This is a genomic window from Moraxella porci DSM 25326, from assembly GCF_002014855.1.
Taxonomy (GTDB): domain Bacteria; phylum Pseudomonadota; class Gammaproteobacteria; order Pseudomonadales; family Moraxellaceae; genus Moraxella; species Moraxella porci.
In genome coordinates this window covers 511,148-529,586 of the sequence record NZ_MUYV01000001.1, presented here as the reverse complement: position 1 = coordinate 529,586, position 18,439 = coordinate 511,148, and the positions used below count along the sequence as shown (strand labels likewise).

The window sequence follows — 18,439 nt, the reverse complement described above, 5'->3', positions numbered from 1 at the left end:
CATCAAATGCCAAGCGCGCCTTTGGCAGCTGCTGATTGGCATCGGTGTGGCTGGCATATCCGATGGCTACCAGCACAGAGCTTTATTAGCCCTTGATCCGCCAAACCCAGCTTGGCATCAAGTAGCGCCTGATCATAGCCGCCGATCGGAGTGGCATCGATCCCCATCATCGCACACGCCATCAGCAGATGACCCAAGGCGATAAAGGTCTGATTTTCTGACCAAGCCAAGAGCTTTTCAGGACTGGTTTGCATTTGTGAGATGTAATATTGACACAAATCAAAGCGCGCCTGCATGATCGCATCACTGCCAAAACGGCCTGCATCTTTTTCAGCCTGTAGCACTTTTGATAAATGCGCATCATCCAGATCTGTACGCGTACATAAGATCAGTATGTGAGAGGTATTGTTAACTTTTGGTACATTATGCGCATCGCCATCAATCATCGATTTAGTGATGAGATTTTTGGTACTCATCTGATCGGTAACCAAAAATTTCCAAGGTTGAATATTGATCGATGAGGGTGCCAAACGCAGCGTATCAAGCAGCGCCTGTAGCGTAGATTCGTCAATCTTACGCGTGGCATCATAGGCCTTACAGGTGCGGCGCGCTTGTGCTGCTGTCAGTGCGCTATTGGTCGAAGATGTCATAGGGTTTCCTCGGTGGTAGTTTTGGATGTATTGGCGGTGGGCGTGATTTTGTCAATCACTGCGATGGCATGACCATCTTGAAAGCTGATTTTTACCCGTTGGCCAACGCCAAGCTGTCGGGCGCGATCGATGACCTTGGCTTGATGACCTGTGTCGTGAATGATGGCAAAGCCTTTTTCCAGCGTGCGTCTGGGATGCTGCACCAAGATCAGACTTTGTAGATTACGGCAGTCTTGTCTGAGCTTTTGGGTGTGCTGAAAAACAGACTGATGGCGCTCAAAGTGCTGGCGGCTGTCTTTTTTGGCCTCACTCACGGCCGTCAGACTGCTTCGCTTGATGCGATTGATCAAAGTACTCAGCTGCTGGTTAAGGTGTTGTCTTTGATATTTGCTGCTACTTTTAAGATGTTTGATTTGGTATAAAGTGTCTTTTTTGGCCAAAACGATGGCATGCGTGCTGCTGCGTTGGATGCGCTCGAGCTGCCGCTGTTTATTTTGGCTGGCGGCAGACAGGCGAGAGCTGGCATTTTTGATCAGCTTTGCCATCAGATCTTTGGCTTGATGCGTGATGTTCGTTAAGTGTGATTCGATGCCGAGGATGACTTTTGAGGGCGTATCAAAACTGGTATGAGCAACCTCATCGAGGATCACTGAGTCTTTTTCATGGCCAACACCGACCCATACGGGCACAGGACATTCAGCGACCAAAGCAGCCAGCTCATAATTATTTAAATAGGCCAAATCGCCAACGGCACCACCACCACGGATGATCACCACCAGATCAGGCAAACCCCCATGCGCGCCTATAAAACTCTCCATCGCCAAAGTCAATGCGCGGCGTATCTCATCAGGCGCATGATTGCCTTGAAAAGTGGCATGATGATAATGAAAATGACAGGCGCCTGAGGCTGCCAAGCGATCAGCCTCAGCACGAAAATCGCCGAGTCCAGCGGCTTTTTCTGGGGCGATGACAATGACCTCACGAATATCAAATGGCATCGGTATTTTTTTATTTATATTTAATAATCCTTCGTCACTCAGGCGTTTTTTCATCGCATGATAGGCTGCTGCCAGCTCGCCTAATGTGTAGTTGGGATCGATGTCACTGATATTTAAACTAAAGCCATACTGCGCATGAAAACTGGCAGAGCATTTGACCAAGACACTGGCGCCAGCGCTTAAACTCTGGCCTGTGGTGGCGGTGAATTTGGCAAGCACAGACTTGGCACGAAACCGCCACAGTGTCGCACGACAGCTGGCGGAAATTTGTTCCTCATCATCCATTTCTGCCAGTTCAAAGTAATAATGACCGCCTTTGGTGTTCATCGCACGAATCTCGGCGCGTACCCATACTTCATGATCAAAAGTCTCATCAATCACAAGCTTGACTGCGGCAAGATAGTCTGACAGCGACAGATGCGTGCCAGCCAACGAGGCGCTCGATAACTCATAGGCGGATTGATCTGCCTGTTCGATCTCATCAATGATTGCTTGATGTTTTTTTAGAATATCTTCATCACTTAGACTATTTTGGGCAGCAGTAAGGGCGCGATCGGCAATGTGTTTTGACAGGGCGTTTTTTGGCATGACAATATCTTTTGATGCGGATTAAAATTCGATTGTAATGATAGCCAAGCTATTGTAACAAAGCTGGTTTTGGTTGGCAATTTATTAAGGGTTACACAAATCATTAATTACTCATGGCTGCCTATCTATCTCACTTATAAAAAAATCGCCCAAGAAACCTTGAGCGATTTGATTGACTTTAGCATATCAGCTGTCGGATTTGGTGTTTTTTGCTGCGGCTTTGGCAGATTTTTGTACTTCGCGCAGTACTTTGGCAGAAGAGACCGCCAAATCTGTGCGCTCGTCCATCTCGTATAATGCACCAGCGCGGCCGACGATCAATGGATCAATGTTACCGATCTGGCCTGAGTCTTTGTTTTCGTACGCCAGTTTATTTAGCACATAGCGCATCGCATTTAAACGAGCGCGTTTTTTGCAGTCTGACTTGATGACGATCCAAGGCGCTTCAGCGGTGTCAGTATTAAAGAACATCGCTTCTTTGGCAAGGGTGTAGTCATCCCACTTGTTCAGTGAAGCTTTATCAACTGGTGACAATTTCCACTGTTTCAATGGGTCATTTTCACGGCTGGCAAAACGCGCACGCTGCTCTTCACGACTTACCGAGAACCAGAATTTCACCAAATGAATGCCTGATTCAACCAAATGCTTTTCAAATTCAGGCACTTGGCGCATGAAGATGCGGTATTCTTCATCAGTACAAAAGCCCATCACGCGCTCAACCACTGCGCGGTTGTACCATGAGCGGTCAAACAGCACGATCTCGCCAGCGGTTGGCAGGTGCTGCACATAACGCTGAAAATACCACTGACCGCGTTCTTGATCGGTTGGTTTTTCAAGTGCAACGACGCGTGCGCCACGCGGATTAAGATGCTCCATAAAGCGCTTGATGGTGCCGCCTTTACCTGCAGCATCACGACCTTCAAAGATGATCACAAGCTTTTGGCCAGTGGCTTTGATGTGGTGTTGAAGTTTTAGTAGTTCGATTTGTAATTTGTATTTTTGGGCTTCATAATTTTTGCGGCTCAAGCGGTATTTATAAGGATAACCGCCTTCGCGCCAATTTTCTGACAGCTGCGTGTCTTTTGATTTGTCGGTGCGCACTTGGCTGGCGATTTGGGCGGCAGGCAGATATTCTTGCAGCGCTTGACCAAATTCTGCCAACTCTTCTGGCGAGGCATGTACCAGTAGGTCTTCTAACTGGCTGACGGTCTCGGCCATCACTTTGGTTTTAGGGGTGCGTGTGGCGCGTGTTCTTGTTGAAGCAGTGGTTTTTTTGGCTGGTGCTGTTGTTTTTTTGGCTGCGGCAGTCGTTGTGCTGCTGGCAGTGGTTTTGGTTTTCGGGGTGGTGGTCATAAAAACTCCTTAATCAATGTAAAACAACAAAAACCTTACTGTCTGTATGGTATCATGTTAATGCTTTGTAATCAACTGTTAAGGTGATGGAAAAAGTGACCGATGCGTGCCGATCTCTTTTACGGTTTAATTTTAGTGATTAATGATAGGTCTGGCTTATGGCTTATGGCTTAAGATTATGAACGATCGCTTATTTTGGTATCACAAGCTGCATTCTATAATTAAAAAACCGCCGAACCACAAACAATGCCGACAGCGTACAAGATAATGCACTGCCAGCACAGATAAAGAACATGGTAATAATCTGATATCGCACTGCCTGAGTTGGATCAGCGCCAGCTAGAATTTGACCTGTCATCATCCCTGGTAAGCTCACCACACCCACCACCATCATCGAATTAATCGTCGGCATCATACCGCTACTGATGGCTGTGGCGATGGCACTGTGGCACGCTTCAAAAGGCGTGGCTGATAGTGATAGCAGGGTGCGTATGTGTGCCTGCTCACTATGCAGATGATCGATCAGTCGTCCTGTAGTCAGCGAGATGGCGGTGAGTGAATTACCCAATATCAAGCCCAAAATCGGAATGATATACTGCGGTGCATACCATGGCGACACCTGTAGTATCAGCACCATCGCCACGAGCGTCACCACGCCAGTCGCCACGCCCAAGGAGAGCAGAGTGTCTGTCAATAATCCACGGTAGGGGCGTTTGATACGGTTCTTGGCTGAGATGGCGGCGATGAGCGTCATGATGGAAAATATCGTCAAGACTTCATACCAGGCTTCACGGGCAAATACCCACGCTAGGATTAGCCCAATTAAGCTGAGCTGTGCGATTGTGCGGATACTGGCAATGACCAAGGTTTTGGCAAGTCCAAGCTTAAGATAAACTGATATGCCAATCGCTATCAGCACCAGTAGCGATGCGATGAACACATCGATCAAATCTAGCGCCATACACGCTCCAAGCTCACAGACGGCACGCATTCAAGCCGTCCTGCCATCATCTGCCAGCGGTGATTGCCCAATGTTACCACTTCATCTGTGCGATGACTGATCCAAATATAAGCACGATGCTCATCAAGCCACTCATGCACAAGCGACATCAACACGCCTGCACTCACTGTATCAAGTGCCGCTGTCGGCTCATCGAGAAGTAGCAGTGTCGGCTCAAGCTGTAGCGTACGCAAAAAATGCACGATTTGGCGTTCGCCACCCGATAGCTTGGTGATGTCCTGATGAATAAAATCCGCCGATTTGCCAAACCGAGCAAGCCATGCAATGTGCCGCCGTTCATCAAACTGCTTCGCTTTATGATGCCCAAAGCCAAACGGTAGCATCAGATTATCCCGTACCGTGCCATCGACCATCACAGGTGTCTGCATCAGTAGGGCGATTTGCTGTCGCAAGTGCGGTGGCGGTATGCTTGTGATATCCGTCATTTGATTGGCATAAGCTAGGCAAATCTGCCCTTGTGTCAGTGGTATCTGCGATGCCAAAGCGGATAATAGTAGTGATTTGCCCGAGCCTGATGCACCCATCAAAACGATGCGATCACCACCATAGATACTGCCTGAGACATCATCCAGTAGCGTGCGATCAGCTTCATCGATGATGGATATGTTATTAAAATTTAATAATTGGTGAGTTGACATATCAGTGCAGCGTATTTATATCGATGGCAAGCCAGTCAGCGTCTGTACAAACGAGGCAGGCAAACGGTGTGGACGAATTGCCTTGCCATCATTACGCACGCACGCAAGCGTGATACTGCCTGTGGTGGCAGGCTTGTCACTATTAGGTCGATAGATGCTTTGGGATAGGATTAGGCTTGCAGGCTTGATGGTCAAACTATCTACGGTAACGATCAGCTCATCATCGACCAATAGCGGGGTGATATATTTTAGTTCGGCTTGACTTACCACAAAATGCACTGCACCGCCTTGACCATGGGTATTCGCCGTACTGTCGCCATCCTCGGATAAATCAAAAAAGTAGCCATCATAGCCTAAGGACGCCAACCAATCACGGCGACAATTTTCAAAAAAAGTGAGATGATTGGCATGATAGACGATCCCACCTGCGTCGGTGTGATTGATATAGACCTTGTAGTTTTTTTGAAAAATAGCCATCATAAATTCCTTGATAATCTGCCAAGTCTTAGCATCGATTGGCTTACTATTGTACACCTTTTCATGGCTTGGTGGTAGTGCCAAGCACGGTAAGATAACAATCACCAAAGTCATCACAGTACAAAAAAAATTTTCGCCATTTATCCCAAAAAATTGTTACAATAGTCAGCAATTTTATGTTGTTAGGCGTTTTATGATGACTACCTTTGTCAGTTTTAATATCAATGGACTTCGAGCCAGACCGCATCAGCTACAAGCCGTCAAAGAAAGCTTGAACGCAGATATCATCGGATTACAAGAAACCAAAGTGCATGATGAAGCGTTTCCACTCGAGATGGCAAGTGAGCTTGGCTATCATGTGGAATTTTTTGGGCAAAAGTCACATTATGGTGTGGCACTGGTATCAAAGACGGCACCGATTTTTGTGCAAAAGGGCTTTCCGTTTCGTGATGCTGAGGCTCAGCGTCGCTTGATTCATGCACGCTACGATTTCGATGGTCGTGTGGTGGATGTAATCAATGGCTATTTTCCCCAAGGCGAAAACCGTAGCCACGAGACCAAATTTCCCATGAAGCGTGCATTTTATGCAGATTTGAACCGTTATATCAGTGAGCTGATGGCTGATGGGCGTGAGCTTGTCATCATGGGTGATATGAATATCTCGCCACTGGATATCGATGTCGGTATCGGTGAAATCAATGCCAAACGCTGGCTTGCCAAGGGGACTTGTTCATTTTTGCCCGAAGAGCGAGACTGGTATCAAGCCTTGATGGCGACAGGTCTAAGCGATACTTATCGCCTATTTCGTCCAGATAGTGCTGATGAATTTAGCTGGTTTGATTATCGCTCTCGTGGCTTTGAGGATACACCTAAGCGTGGACTTCGTATTGACCATATATTGTGCACCGATGGACTAAAAGCCGACTGTATCGATGCTGGCATCAGCTATGATATTCGTGGCATGGACAAACCATCGGATCATGCACCGATTTGGGCGAAGTTTGATTTGTAATGGGTTTTGTCATGATGGTTTGTCAATTGAGCGATGGTTAAGTGGATTATCTCAATTGATCATAAAACAGCCAATTTTTGACGACAATTTTTAGATGACTATCAGCGATAAATTAGTGAATATCGCAGTTAGTTTTGTAATTTAGCAACATGGAGTGATGTTATGGCAGTCGGTGATATTAGTATTCCGCAGACGATTTATCCAATTTTTGGTGTCAAAATCGGCACGACCAAGGCGCACGTGCGATATGCCGACCGCCGTGATTTGGTGGTGTTTGAGATTGCAAAAGGGGCGAGCGTGGCAGCGGTCACCACCCAAAATCAATTCTGTGCCGCACCTGTGCAAGTACTTCGTAAGCACATTGCAAATACAGTGCCTACACATCTACTCATCAATACTGGCAATGCCAATGCCGCAACAGGTGCTGATGGCGTCGAGCGTGCACTTGCCACTTGTGATGCCTTGGCAAATAAAGCTGGTGTGAGCATCGAGCAAATCTTACCCTACTCAACTGGTGTCATCGGTGAAACCCTACCCAGTGATAAGATCATATTAGGACTGGATAATGCTTTGGCAGATTTGTCCGAAAATAACTGGCTGGATGCAGCACATGGTATCTGTACGACTGATACTATCCCAAAGATTGCTAGTGAGAAGGTGAGTATTGATGGCGTGGATTATCACATCACAGGCATCTCAAAGGGTGCAGGGATGATTCGCCCAAATATGGCGACGATGCTTGGCTTTGTGGCGACTGATGCCAAGATTGATCAAGCTGCGCTTCAGTCCATGCTCATCAAGCTGACCAACGCCTCATTCAACCGCATCACCATCGATGGTGATACATCGACTAATGACTGCTGTACGCTGATTGCTACAGGCGCAGCCGGTGAGATTGGCGAGAGCCATCCGCAGTTTGGCGAGTTTTATGCTGCACTTGAGCGTGTGTTTGTCCGCTTGGCGACGCTGATTGTGCGTGATGGCGAAGGGGCGAGCAAGTTCATCACGGTCAAAGTCACTGGTGGTAAAGACACCAATGAGTGTGCCGATGTTGCTTATGCAGTGGCACATTCGCCATTGGTCAAGACGGCGTTTTTTGCCTCTGATCCGAACTGGGGTCGCATCCTAGCAGCGGTTGGCTATGCAGGTATTGAGCTTGACCAAAGCCGTGTCAGTGTCGCACTCGATGAAGTATCCATCTGTGAGCGTGGTGGATTGGCAGATGGCTACACCGAAGCGCGTGGCAGTGAAGTCATGAAGCGCCCTGAGATCACTGTACACATTGAGCTTGGGCGTGGTGATGCCACAGATACTGTTTATACCTGCGATTTGTCTTATGACTATGTGAAGATTAACGCCGATTATCGTTCATAAATCTCAGATGTCATTATCAGCCGATAACCATAAAATAGCTTATCCAGTCGATAAGCTATTTTTATTTTAAAATTATTTCACTAATTTTGAAATGGTCTTAAAGGCAGGGTCATCCGCACCACGAAGCAGCTCAAATAAAATCGCTTCGGTAGTTGTAATCACCGCACCAGCACGACGCATACGGCGTAGGGCGATTTTCTTATCATAAGGATTGCGAGATCCGACCGCATCAGCGACGATCACAGGCTGCATCCCATTATCTAATAAATCCAATGCCGTCTGCAGTACACAGACATGGGTTTCGATGCCAAATAATAGTGCGATACGGCGGTTTTGGCGGACGATATGCGCCCAAGATGGCGGATTGTCACAGACGCTAAAGCTGAGTTTCTCAAAGCTTTGTTTGTTCGTATCATCCAGCACATCTGTCAATTTGGCAATGGTTTCGCCCAGACCTTTTTTGTATTGTTCGTTTAGCATCACAGGCACGCCAAGCGCTTGCAGACCTTGGATAAGGATCGCCATTTTGTCCGTGATGGCTTCGTGATCATGGATATGCGGGGTGAGTTTTTCTTGAACATCAATCATAATGGCTTGCGTATCATCACGCAAGATACGATAAGGGACACCAACAGTTTTGGTCGCCATCACAAACTCCTTTTTGGTTGTGGGTTTTGGTTATCATAGCAGTTTTTTGGATACTTGCCAAATCTTTTGCATCAAAGCATTTTTGATAAAAATTTGCCAATTTAATGTCAATTTAATAATGATTGATGGCGGATAATCTGATACAATAGTCTATCTTTTGTTTTTTATTTTACACTTAATTTGGGATCATCATGACTGAGCAAACACAAGCCGAACACATTTCTGAAAACGATCTAATCGCCCAACGCCATGCCAAGCTAGAAGCACTACAACAAAAGGCAGCAGAGCAAGGCAAAACTGCTTATCCAAACACCTTTAAGCGTGAAGATTATTGCCAAGACCTACAAAATCAATTTGATGGCGTGGACAAGGCAACCATCGAAGCAGGCGACAAAGTCTATGCCAAAGTCGCTGGCCGTGTGATGCTAAACCGTGGCTCATTCATTGTCATCCAAGATATGACTGGTCGCATCCAGCTGTATGTCGATCGCAAAGGCTTGCCAAGCGAGACTCTAGAAACCATCAAATCACTCGATTTGGGTGATATCGTGGCAGCATCAGGCTATATCGGCCGCTCTGGCAAGGGGGATTTGTACATCCACCTAGAAGACTTTGAGCTATTGACCAAATCACTACGCCCATTGCCTGACAAATTCCACGGCTTGACCGATACCGAAGTTAAATACCGTCAGCGTTATTTAGATTTGATTGTCAATGAAGAAACTAAACGCACCTTTGAGATTCGTGCAAAAGTCGTCGCAGGTATTCGTGAGTTTCTGAGCAAAGAACGCTTTATGGAAGTCGAAACGCCGATGATGCACGTCATCCCAGGTGGTGCATCAGCACGTCCATTTGAGACACATCACAATGCACTGGATATGCCACTGTTTTTGCGTATCGCACCAGAATTATACCTAAAACGCTTGGTAGTCGGGGGCTTTGAGCGAGTCTTTGAAATCAACCGTAACTTCCGTAACGAAGGTGTGTCAACCCGCCACAATCCTGAATTTACCATGATTGAGTTTTATCAAGCGTATGCCGATTACAAAGATTTGATGGCATTGACCGAAAATATGCTTGAAAAACTTGCCATCGATATTCTAGGCACGACCGATGTGCCATACCAAGGCGAAGTATTCAGCTTCAAAGGGCCTTTTAAGAAAATCTCAATGTTCGATGCCATTCTTGAGCATAACCCAAGCTTTACGCCTGACAATGTCAATGACCGTGAGTTTTTGGCAAAATTTGTCAAAGAAGTGCTTAAAGAGGAAGTTAAGCCAGGCTTTGGCTTGGGTAAATTACAGACCATCGTCTTTGAAGAAACGGTCGAATCAAAGCTTCGTCAGCCGACATTCATCACTGAATATCCTGCTGAGACATCGCCACTGGCACGCCGCAATGATCACAATCCGCACATCACAGATCGTTTTGAGTTCTTTATCGGTGGCCGTGAGCTTGCCAATGGCTTTAGTGAGCTTAATGACCCAATCGACCAAGCCGAACGCTTCCAAGCACAGGTCGCCGAAAAAGACGCTGGCGATGATGAAGCGATGCATTATGATGCTGACTTTATCGAAGCGCTTGAGTATGGTTTGCCACCGACAGCGGGTGAAGGCATCGGTATTGACCGCTTGGTGATGCTATTTGCTGATGCGCCAAGCATTCGTGATGTGATTTTGTTCCCGCATATGCGTCAAAAATAAGCCCAAGGCTGCCCGATGACCGAGCAATATCAAGTCCTAGCAAGAAAATATCGCCCCAAAGATTTTAGCGAACTATTGGGGCAGACCCATGTATCGCAGGCGCTTGCCAATGCCATCGATACGGGTAGGCTGCATCACGCCTATCTGTTTACCGGCACGCGCGGTGTGGGTAAGACGACCATTGCTCGTATTCTCGCCAAATGCCTAAACTGCGAAACAGGCATCACAAGTACGCCGTGCGGTGTCTGTGATACTTGCCAGTCAATCGATGCAGGGCGATTTTTGGACTTGATTGAGATTGATGCTGCCAGTCGCACTAAGGTCGAAGACACCAGAGATCTGCTCGAAAATGTGCCTTATGCACCTGTACAAGGTCGCTACAAAGTCTATCTGATTGACGAAGTGCATATGTTATCGACGCACTCGTTCAATGCACTCTTAAAGACGCTTGAAGAGCCGCCTGAGCATGTCAAATTTATCTTTGCCACCACCGATCCACAGAAGCTGCCGATTACCATCATCTCACGCTGTCTGCAGTTTGTGCTGCGTCCGATGCCTCAAGCATTGCTTGCTGAGCATCTGGCCAAGGTGCTATCGCAAGAATCTGTGGCATATAGCGAGTCTGCACTGTGGCAACTTGCCAGCGCTGCCAAAGGTTCGGTGCGTGATGCACTGTCACTGACCGATCAGGCGATTGCTTTTGGTGGTGGTGCAATCCAAGCCGACACGGTCAATGAAATGCTTGGGCTGGTTAATAGCACCGATGTGCTAGCTTTGATAGCAGCGATTTATCAAGATGATAAGCCTGCGGTCAGCTCGCAGATTGCATTGATGCGTGAAAAGATGGTGGATGCTGCATCTGTGTTTGATGAGCTGATTGACCGTATTCATCAGATGGCATTATTACAAATTCTGCCACAGACACCGCTTGATATGAGCGAAGCTGAACAGACGGCACTGCTCGAGCTATCCAAACAGATCAGCGATGATGTATTGCAGCTATATTATGAGATCCTAATCAAAAGCCGTGATGGCATCCGTCTGGCTAGTACGCCGATGCAGGCGCTTGAGATGGGTATTTTGCGATTGCTTGCGTTTCGTCCGTTAGCAGTCGATGAGGTGATCATGCCAGCCGCCAGTCAGGAGCCTAGCGATGATGCCACCGTCACCACAATGACATCCAAGCACCACGAGCATGTGGCTGATCTGTCTGATGTTGACACTGCTCAGGATATGACTGCCCAAGCAGATCTTGGCGCTATCGAGCCTAAGAGTGATGAATCATCTGACATACCACACAATACGCCCTTAAAGCCATCTGAGGCGATGCAAGCGGCAGATGCCATCGATGTGGCAGATCATACTTTAATGAGATCATTGGATAATACTGACAATGTCAGTGCAGAATCTTTACCCTATAATGACAATGATATTCAGGATGTGAATTCATCGACCGATGAACAGAGCTTGGATGAAGCTGATGCCAATACTGAGGCGGTCAATCTACACGAAGAGCTAGAGCAAATCGAGGCTGAGCCATCTTTGTCTGTACTGGCGAGCGAGCATGTTGTCGCTGCCGAGGATATGGCACAGGCAGATTTTACCGAGACCATCGATGAGGTGAATCACATCAGTGACGCCGATCTGACCGCTGACACCAAGGCCTCGGATGACGCGATCAAGGACAGTAGTACCGCACCAAATTCACAAGTTGGCACACTGATGACCCAAGCGCAGATGATCGAGCGGCTAAAACCCGCGCCTGTCGAACTTATCGGTACTTGGGATGCGAGCAAATGGGATTATTGGCTGCATCAGGCGCGTGTCGATGGCCACTTTTCGCCTGATGAGCTGGCACTGATGGCTGGTAGCATGATGCAAGGCGAGATTAAGGGGCTAAGCCAGCTATACATCGCTGAACAAAACTCTCAAGTCAAATCCAGCTTTAATAGCCTACTGCAAAAATTCACAGAACATTATCCAGAGCTGAATGTTGCACCTGAGGCCATCGTCAGTGATCAATTGGACTTGGTGCCACGCCAACTGTCCGAAGCGCGCCAACAGCAGCTGCGCATCGATGCCCAAAATCAGCTGATTAACAGCCCCGTATTCCAAAAATTGTGGCATGAGGGCTATATCATCGATGATGGCACCCCTGTACTTACCAATGCTAAGCTGTCCATCGATTGATTAGCCAAACTTCTTGACAGTCACATCGCCTGTGGACGGTTTAGAATTATTGCCAACGCCTGAATAACATTAAGCAATTCTTACTGTATATCCAATCTGTTAAAATAATGCAAAAATAATTACAATGAGATACATTTTTTCTGTACAATTTCTTGCCAATAGATTAAATTTGCTTTATAGTTGTATTCCATAAATTTTGTGATAATCAGTTAAATCCTCTTTAATTGCATGGGATTGATGATTTTTAAAAATTGGCTTGAAAAAATTATCTAAACAGCTATAATTTGTTCATCTTGATTTCTAATAATCATTGATAAATGACTGAATGGTCACGATTTTTCTTAAATCGCTGTCTAATTTTTTATATAATGATCTGCTTTTTTTATAAATGCAGATTATATTAATTAATGGATACAAATAAACTTAAATAATTCGAGGTGAATATGTTAGATAATTTACGAGGTATGGCGGTATTTGCAAGCGTAGTGCGCCACGGTTCTTTTAGCGGTGCTGCCAAAGAATTAGGCATTACGACCAGTGCTGTTAGCCAACAAATTCGCTCGCTAGAAACCGATTTGGGCGTCTCGTTACTCCATCGCTCAACACGCAAATTAAGCCTAACCGAAGCCGGTGAAAGCCTATATAATGCCGCCACGCAAATGGTGAAAGCTGCTGAGCAGGGCCGTGACAGCGTCATCCAACTTAAAGATGAGCTATCAGGCAGCTTACGCATCGCCACTATGCCAGAGCTGGCAAAAGCATATCTGCTGCCTGCATTGGCAGATTGGTTGGTTGAGCATGATAATTTGTCATTAAACATCATCTCGCGCGATAATCTGGATATGATCGAAGATCGCGTGGATGTGGCGCTGTTATTGAGCGAAAACAGCCAAGGCATCGCACTAAAATCAGTTGAGCAGTTTTTGGTGGCCTCACCTGAGTACCTAAAAACCCACGGCGATGTCGAAAATCCAAAAGCATTATCATCACAGACGGTGATTTTGTGCGGCGAAAAGCCAACCGAGAACATCGAATTTCGTGATAATAATGGCAAGCAGACCATCCGCATCAACTCGCGTCTGATCACCAATAATCACGCCATCGCCTTGAACTTGGCAGCCGAAGGTTATGGCATCACCAAGACCAATGAGGTCGATGCCAAAGCATTGCTGGAGTCGGGTAAATTGGTTAAAGTCTTGCCATCGCACAAGCTACCAAGCCTGACCTTGAGCGCTGTGACCATCTCAAAAGAACAGACGCCAGTCAAAGCCCAAAAGTGCATCGAAGTTTTAGAAGCCTACTTCAAAAAATAATCGATGATCTACCAAAAAAAAGCTCTGCATATCGCAGGGCTTTTTTGGTTATCGCCAAGTGCTGTGGATTTAGACGAATTGTGTTAACTTTTGGCAGTTTATCTTTGCAAGTGTGCAAAATTTGTGTTAGATTATAAACCATTTTTAATAATAAAATTATTGCTTGGTATATCTCCATGAAACAGCGCACCCCACACCGACATGCCACCCATCGCACGCTCATCAAAGCTGGCTGCTTAACATTGGCAGCGATGATCTTACAAGCTTGCCAAAGCGGCGGCAGCGCCCAGTATCCTTTGGTCGAACCCACTAAGCCCTCTGCGATGCTGTTTTCGGATAATCCAAATACGCCATCATCCACTGCAAAGACGGCTTTGGTCGCTGCGATGCAAGCACATCTGGCCAGCGAGCGCTATGTGTTGTCCACTTATCAGTATCGTGCGCTGCCGCATGTCACAGCCGATAGCATCGATGCTGGCAGTGACAGCTTATGGAGTACCGCGATCAAAACTTCTGAATTTAAGTCAAATCGCGATAACGCCACCTATCAAAGCGATGCGTATCGCACCACAGAAAGCTATCTGGCAGAAGATGGTAGCTTGCCTTATTTGCGCTACGACGATGAGATCGCAGGCATTACACCAGATCATGCACTCTCCAGAGAAGTGGCGATGGATGAGCCGTATCAAGCTCATAAAGAAGCGATCGCCTCTGAATTTTTTACATTGCGCAGTTGTTTGTCTGCTGCATCTTTAAACCTTGATCAGATCATCAACGACAATCCTACCGCCACCGTCAATAGCACGAGTGTCAAAAGCGAACTAAATACCATGGATGGCTGTATCCAAAAAGCCAATCAAGCACTGACAGACCTGCAAAGCGACGCCCAAAGCTATCAAATCGGTGACATCACAAGCATTCGCCAGTGCGCGCAGACTTTTAGCCGTGATCTGCGCGGTGTGTTGGCAGCCAACCGCCAAAACAAAACCTTAAGCGGTGAGGCCTATGAGGTTTATGACATGGCTTGGCAAAAATACAAAAGCTGTAATGAGCCATTTGTCAAATACTATTTTTATTTTGAGCCTTATGAGCAGATTTTATTTAGCCATAACAAGACGCAGCTGGATACGCATCTGGCCATCATGCAATGCATCAACACCGAAAATCAAGCCTATCAGCGCCTATCCAATGATGGCAAAACACTTTCAAATGATCCACTAAGCCATCTAGAAGCGTATTATCAATCGGCATATTGTCAAGCCAAAGCTGTTAATGAACATTATCCTTTGGAGTCAGACATCGAGTTGCCGACCAATAAACGCGAGGCTGAGGATCTGATAATGCAGCTGACTTATGTGATGTATGAAGATGCTGAAGGCGATGATAGCGCCAAGATGAGTGTCTTTAAAGACTGGTTTGATGCCTACAAACAAATGAAAAGCTCAGATCAGCCAGACCAAAGCCATGATGATCAGCATGCGCACGATTCATTGCCACTGCCTGAAGGTATGGGCGGTATTTATGCCAATATGCTGTCATCGATGCTTGATCATATCAAGAAAACCCCCGAGCAGCTGACCGCCAAAAATCTGTATCAATATGACAATACCGTCATCACCATCTTAAGCCATCATCAGCCATCTGTTCGCCAAATGAACAGCGTACTGGCGCTCGATTATCGATCCGCGACCGCTGAACAGTCGGTACAGCTGCCGATGCAAATGAACTTTTCACAGTCGCACATCACCCTTGATGCGGCGGCAGCCAAGCCTATCATAGCTTTGGCAGCACCAAAATATCTGCCAACAGATGCGCTAAATAATGATCTGATCCGATTTGGCTTACCCAAGTCACTACAAGGTCTGATCCCGATGTCAGTGGTGTATGATGCCATTACGCGTGCGCATGTGGCAGGCTTTCGTCATATGGATGCCGAGCGCTTTACCCCTGTGGCGGCCAATCAAGACGCCTATGCTCGCCAAATCGGTGCAGCCCAAGTCATCAAATTTAGCCCATCAACCCAAGATGCAGGTAAGATCGTTGGCATTATGCTAAAGTCCTTGGCCACCGACCTTAAGGCTTATGTTGATGCTCATCCTGAGCTGTACGCTGACAGCGAAGAGGATGATCAAAATAAGCCTGATGGCCATAAATCCACCGCCAAACACAGCGAGCGTATCAATCCTGCCAAGATCAAAGCTGCCATCGATGATTGGGTATTGATCAATCAAGGCCATCAAACCGATGATGTCGGCAGTGTTTTATCATTAATACAAGCCATTCAGCCCATCAATTCGGCCAGTCATTTTTATTATTATCTTGATGGCCGCGGTAAATTGATCGGTATGCAGTTTGTCCAAAGCGCTGACCAACAGATGCAAAATACCCGTACTGAGGTGGCAGCCCAAATCCGCTTTAGCGCCAAGCCGATTGCCCATGCGTACAGCGACAAGCTGCAGCAAAATTTCGATGCAGCCGATGCCATCGATGGCACCGCTTGGCTTGGCCAGATCCGTGAGGATATGAAATTAAAAACATTGGCGCAGGCGGCGCGCGAGGACTATCAAGATGATCAATCCGATGACACGACCGACAGCAGCAGCCACTAATTTTCATTCAATGGATGAACCACACTTATGAAAACACACATTCGACCGCTTGTTTTTGCCATCTTTGCCGCTGCCATCACAGGGTGCGCGAGCATTGCACCACTTAATACTGCCCCTGTTGATGCCAAGCAGGCTCTATCTGATGCCATGCATGCACAGCTGCGTCAGTCTTTTGGTTATCATACTCAAATTCATGTCTCAAACGCCATCCGTGAAGAAGCTTTGGCGCAAGCCAGCGAAGAACAGAAGTCGGCCAGCAGTGATATTATGACAGCATGTGAGGATGCGCATGACGCTGCCTATGTCAGCTTAACCAAAAAACTGATGGCAGAGCAGGGCGTTTTGGCCGACGCCATCGAAAAAACCGAAGATTTTGAAACGCTAAAACAGACCTACCAAAGCTGTGTTAATGAACGAAATGCCATCATTGACACAGCTGAGAGTTTTGATGCAGAAGCGTTTTTTGAGCGCACCCAAGACATGGCAGTCGATGCGCAGTTTGATCTTTTATATGAAGAGCTGCAAGCGCACGAAAATCAAGCTGACGCCGTGCGCGCGGCCAGTATTGCGACATATCAAGCAGCGCATGATGGCCAGCATACCGCCTTGGATGCCAAAAAAGCCGATCTGTTATCTGCTTATCTCATCTCACCGACACAGCTTAGCATGATAGGCAATTATCAACCTTTGTCGGGCAAAATCTCGGTGCTACCTGCGGCGCATTATCAAGCCAAAAATTTGAATTTTTATGTCAATCAGCCGCTGTACATTGATCTACAACAAGGCATTATCTATCTATGGGCGGATAATTTTGCGATGGTGAATAGCGAAACCATTGATAAGTCCTTGGGGGATAAATGGCGTAATAAATGGCTGGCATTTCATCTTAATGATGGCAGTTTGCCAAAGAGCTTTACCCGCGATTTGATCGCTTTTATCGTGGATGCCAAAAAGCAGAGTTTTGATAGCCTAAATGTCAGCGCTTTTGATTTGATCAACAGCGATCAGATGCTGGCCACGCCACATCTGATGACCAATTTATCTGAACAGGCCATCACCACCATTAAAGGCACAGGCAGCATCATTCGCGTGCAGCCACAGGCCGCGGACCGTGCTTATGCGCGTTATTTATTTACCGATACCTTATATCACAGCATTATCGGTCGTTATAGCGAGTTTGCCGAGCCAAGTTTTGGCAATATCGAGCGCAGCATCATCGAGGGTGAGTCTGTCATTGAGGTGGTGAATGCTGAGGATACTGATGCCAGTTTCGAAGCGGTCGCTGAGGAAGTCAAAATCGACAGCAAACTGTTTGTGCGTATGCTGTTAAATGCCCTAAATCAAGTCAGCCAAAGCTATCAAGCCGATGTACAAATGGGCGGTGCAGTGCCACAAGACGGCCAACAAGGATTTTGGCATTATGGCCTAAAATCAGGCGGCATCAGCTGGATTCATCAGCGTCAATATTTGGCCAATCCCACATTGCCTAAAGAACACCAAAAGCTGCGTCACGAACAGCCGATGATCATTGATACTTTTACCACCATCACGCGCGTTCATCCAGAGCTATTTGCGCGCTTGCCCGCCGCTCATCGCACACCGAACGCGGATAATTCCATCAATATCGGTGACTACGGTCAAGATCTGGTGAAGCGCATTCAGTCGGGTGATGACAAATACTCTAAGATTTTGCTGGCATTGTTTTCTGGTGAGGGTTCTGCACTTGATGTCGGTGATGAGTTTGAACTGCCTACTTTGCCTGATGAACTCGACCAACAGCCTGAGGACAATGATCATTCTGATGCCAACCCTTAAAGATGCCTATTTATAATTCAATAAGGATTGGCGCAGCCGTAGTAGATTTG

The 18,439-nt window shown here is 46.8% G+C and carries 14 protein-coding genes; 7 read left to right on the top strand and 7 right to left on the bottom strand.

All coding sequences use genetic code 11. The features are described 5' to 3' along the window. Nucleotides 1–2 precede the first annotated feature (2 nt). From B0681_RS02460 to B0681_RS02435, 6 genes are all read right to left on the bottom strand, one after another. Entirely contained in the window at nucleotides 3–650 is a 648-nt protein-coding gene (locus tag B0681_RS02460; RefSeq protein WP_078317140.1) for a nitroreductase family protein, read from the bottom strand. Next, on the bottom strand, nucleotides 647–2,236 hold the full coding sequence (gene xseA / locus B0681_RS02455; RefSeq protein ID WP_078317139.1) for an exodeoxyribonuclease VII large subunit: 1,590 nt from the start codon (nucleotides 2,234–2,236) through the stop codon (nucleotides 647–649). Before xseA ends, B0681_RS02460 begins: the two co-directional genes overlap by 4 nt. A 186-nt stretch (nucleotides 2,237–2,422) precedes the next feature. Continuing rightward, on the bottom strand, nucleotides 2,423–3,589 hold the full coding sequence (gene ppk2 / locus B0681_RS02450; protein ID WP_078317138.1) for a polyphosphate kinase 2: 1,167 nt from the start codon (nucleotides 3,587–3,589) through the stop codon (nucleotides 2,423–2,425). Between the two features lie 190 nt (nucleotides 3,590–3,779). Then, the gene (locus tag B0681_RS02445) at nucleotides 3,780–4,550 is read right to left on the bottom strand and encodes an ABC transporter permease (RefSeq protein WP_114144931.1); all 771 of its coding nucleotides are present in this window, start codon (nucleotides 4,548–4,550) and stop codon (nucleotides 3,780–3,782) included. Continuing rightward, complete coding sequence (locus tag B0681_RS02440; RefSeq protein WP_078317136.1) at nucleotides 4,541–5,248, bottom strand: ABC transporter ATP-binding protein; 708 nt, start codon at nucleotides 5,246–5,248, stop codon at nucleotides 4,541–4,543. The genes B0681_RS02445 and B0681_RS02440 overlap by 10 nt, the downstream gene beginning before the upstream one ends. A gap of 15 nt (nucleotides 5,249–5,263) precedes the next feature. Continuing rightward, nucleotides 5,264–5,725: a thioesterase family protein gene (locus B0681_RS02435; protein ID WP_078317232.1), complete on the bottom strand. Its 462-nt coding sequence runs from the start codon at nucleotides 5,723–5,725 to the stop codon at nucleotides 5,264–5,266. A 196-nt stretch (nucleotides 5,726–5,921) separates the two neighbouring features. Between B0681_RS02435 and xthA the strand changes: the two genes are divergently transcribed. Both xthA and argJ read left to right on the top strand, forming a co-directional pair. Then, nucleotides 5,922–6,737, top strand: coding sequence for an exodeoxyribonuclease III (gene xthA, locus B0681_RS02430; protein WP_078317231.1), 816 nt, complete (start codon nucleotides 5,922–5,924; stop codon nucleotides 6,735–6,737). A gap of 162 nt (nucleotides 6,738–6,899) precedes the next feature. Continuing rightward, a complete protein-coding gene (gene argJ / locus B0681_RS02425; protein ID WP_078317135.1) occupies nucleotides 6,900–8,111 on the top strand; it encodes a bifunctional glutamate N-acetyltransferase/amino-acid acetyltransferase ArgJ in 1,212 nt (403 codons plus the stop codon). 72 nt (nucleotides 8,112–8,183) lie between these two features. Here argJ and B0681_RS02420 read toward each other — a convergent pair whose 3' ends face one another. Beyond that, entirely contained in the window at nucleotides 8,184–8,759 is a 576-nt protein-coding gene (locus B0681_RS02420; RefSeq protein WP_078317134.1) for an isochorismatase family protein, read from the bottom strand. A gap of 191 nt (nucleotides 8,760–8,950) precedes the next feature. Here B0681_RS02420 and lysS point away from each other — a divergent pair, with 191 nt between their 5' ends. The 5 genes from lysS (at nucleotide 8,951) to B0681_RS02395 (ending at nucleotide 18,389) form a co-directional block, all read left to right on the top strand. After that, complete coding sequence (gene lysS, locus B0681_RS02415) at nucleotides 8,951–10,462, top strand: lysine--tRNA ligase (RefSeq protein ID WP_078317133.1); 1,512 nt, start codon at nucleotides 8,951–8,953, stop codon at nucleotides 10,460–10,462. Between the two features lie 15 nt (nucleotides 10,463–10,477). Beyond that, a complete protein-coding gene (dnaX, locus tag B0681_RS02410; protein WP_078317132.1) occupies nucleotides 10,478–12,652 on the top strand; it encodes a DNA polymerase III subunit gamma/tau in 2,175 nt (724 codons plus the stop codon). Between the two features lie 443 nt (nucleotides 12,653–13,095). Then, nucleotides 13,096–13,965 carry a LysR family transcriptional regulator gene (locus tag B0681_RS02405; protein ID WP_078317131.1) on the top strand — a complete coding sequence of 290 codons (870 nt, stop codon included), beginning with the start codon at nucleotides 13,096–13,098 and terminating at the stop codon, nucleotides 13,963–13,965. 176 nt (nucleotides 13,966–14,141) lie between these two features. Beyond that, nucleotides 14,142–16,574 carry a hypothetical protein gene (locus B0681_RS02400; protein ID WP_078317130.1) on the top strand — a complete coding sequence of 811 codons (2,433 nt, stop codon included), beginning with the start codon at nucleotides 14,142–14,144 and terminating at the stop codon, nucleotides 16,572–16,574. 27 nt (nucleotides 16,575–16,601) lie between these two features. Next, a complete protein-coding gene (locus B0681_RS02395) occupies nucleotides 16,602–18,389 on the top strand; it encodes a hypothetical protein (RefSeq protein WP_078317129.1) in 1,788 nt (595 codons plus the stop codon). The last annotated feature ends 50 nt before the right edge of the window (nucleotides 18,390–18,439 follow it).

Bases quoted from the DNA above. Each gene is read 5' to 3' on its own strand.
- B0681_RS02460 (WP_078317140.1), bottom strand. From the start codon at position 650: ATGACATCTTCGACCAATAGCGCACTGACAGCAGCACAAGCGCGCCGC.
- xseA (WP_078317139.1), bottom strand. From the start codon at position 2,236: ATGCCAAAAAACGCCCTGTCAAAACACATTGCCGATCGCGCCCTTACT.
- ppk2 (WP_078317138.1), bottom strand. From the start codon at position 3,589: ATGACCACCACCCCGAAAACCAAAACCACTGCCAGCAGCACAACGACT.
- B0681_RS02445 (WP_114144931.1), bottom strand. From the start codon at position 4,550: ATGGCGCTAGATTTGATCGATGTGTTCATCGCATCGCTACTGGTGCTG.
- B0681_RS02440 (WP_078317136.1), bottom strand. From the start codon at position 5,248: ATGTCAACTCACCAATTATTAAATTTTAATAACATATCCATCATCGAT.
- B0681_RS02435 (WP_078317232.1), bottom strand. From the start codon at position 5,725: ATGGCTATTTTTCAAAAAAACTACAAGGTCTATATCAATCACACCGAC.
- xthA (WP_078317231.1), top strand. From the start codon at position 5,922: ATGACTACCTTTGTCAGTTTTAATATCAATGGACTTCGAGCCAGACCG.
- argJ (WP_078317135.1), top strand. From the start codon at position 6,900: ATGGCAGTCGGTGATATTAGTATTCCGCAGACGATTTATCCAATTTTT.
- B0681_RS02420 (WP_078317134.1), bottom strand. From the start codon at position 8,759: ATGGCGACCAAAACTGTTGGTGTCCCTTATCGTATCTTGCGTGATGAT.
- lysS (WP_078317133.1), top strand. From the start codon at position 8,951: ATGACTGAGCAAACACAAGCCGAACACATTTCTGAAAACGATCTAATC.
- dnaX (WP_078317132.1), top strand. From the start codon at position 10,478: ATGACCGAGCAATATCAAGTCCTAGCAAGAAAATATCGCCCCAAAGAT.
- B0681_RS02405 (WP_078317131.1), top strand. From the start codon at position 13,096: ATGTTAGATAATTTACGAGGTATGGCGGTATTTGCAAGCGTAGTGCGC.
- B0681_RS02400 (WP_078317130.1), top strand. From the start codon at position 14,142: ATGAAACAGCGCACCCCACACCGACATGCCACCCATCGCACGCTCATC.
- B0681_RS02395 (WP_078317129.1), top strand. From the start codon at position 16,602: ATGAAAACACACATTCGACCGCTTGTTTTTGCCATCTTTGCCGCTGCC.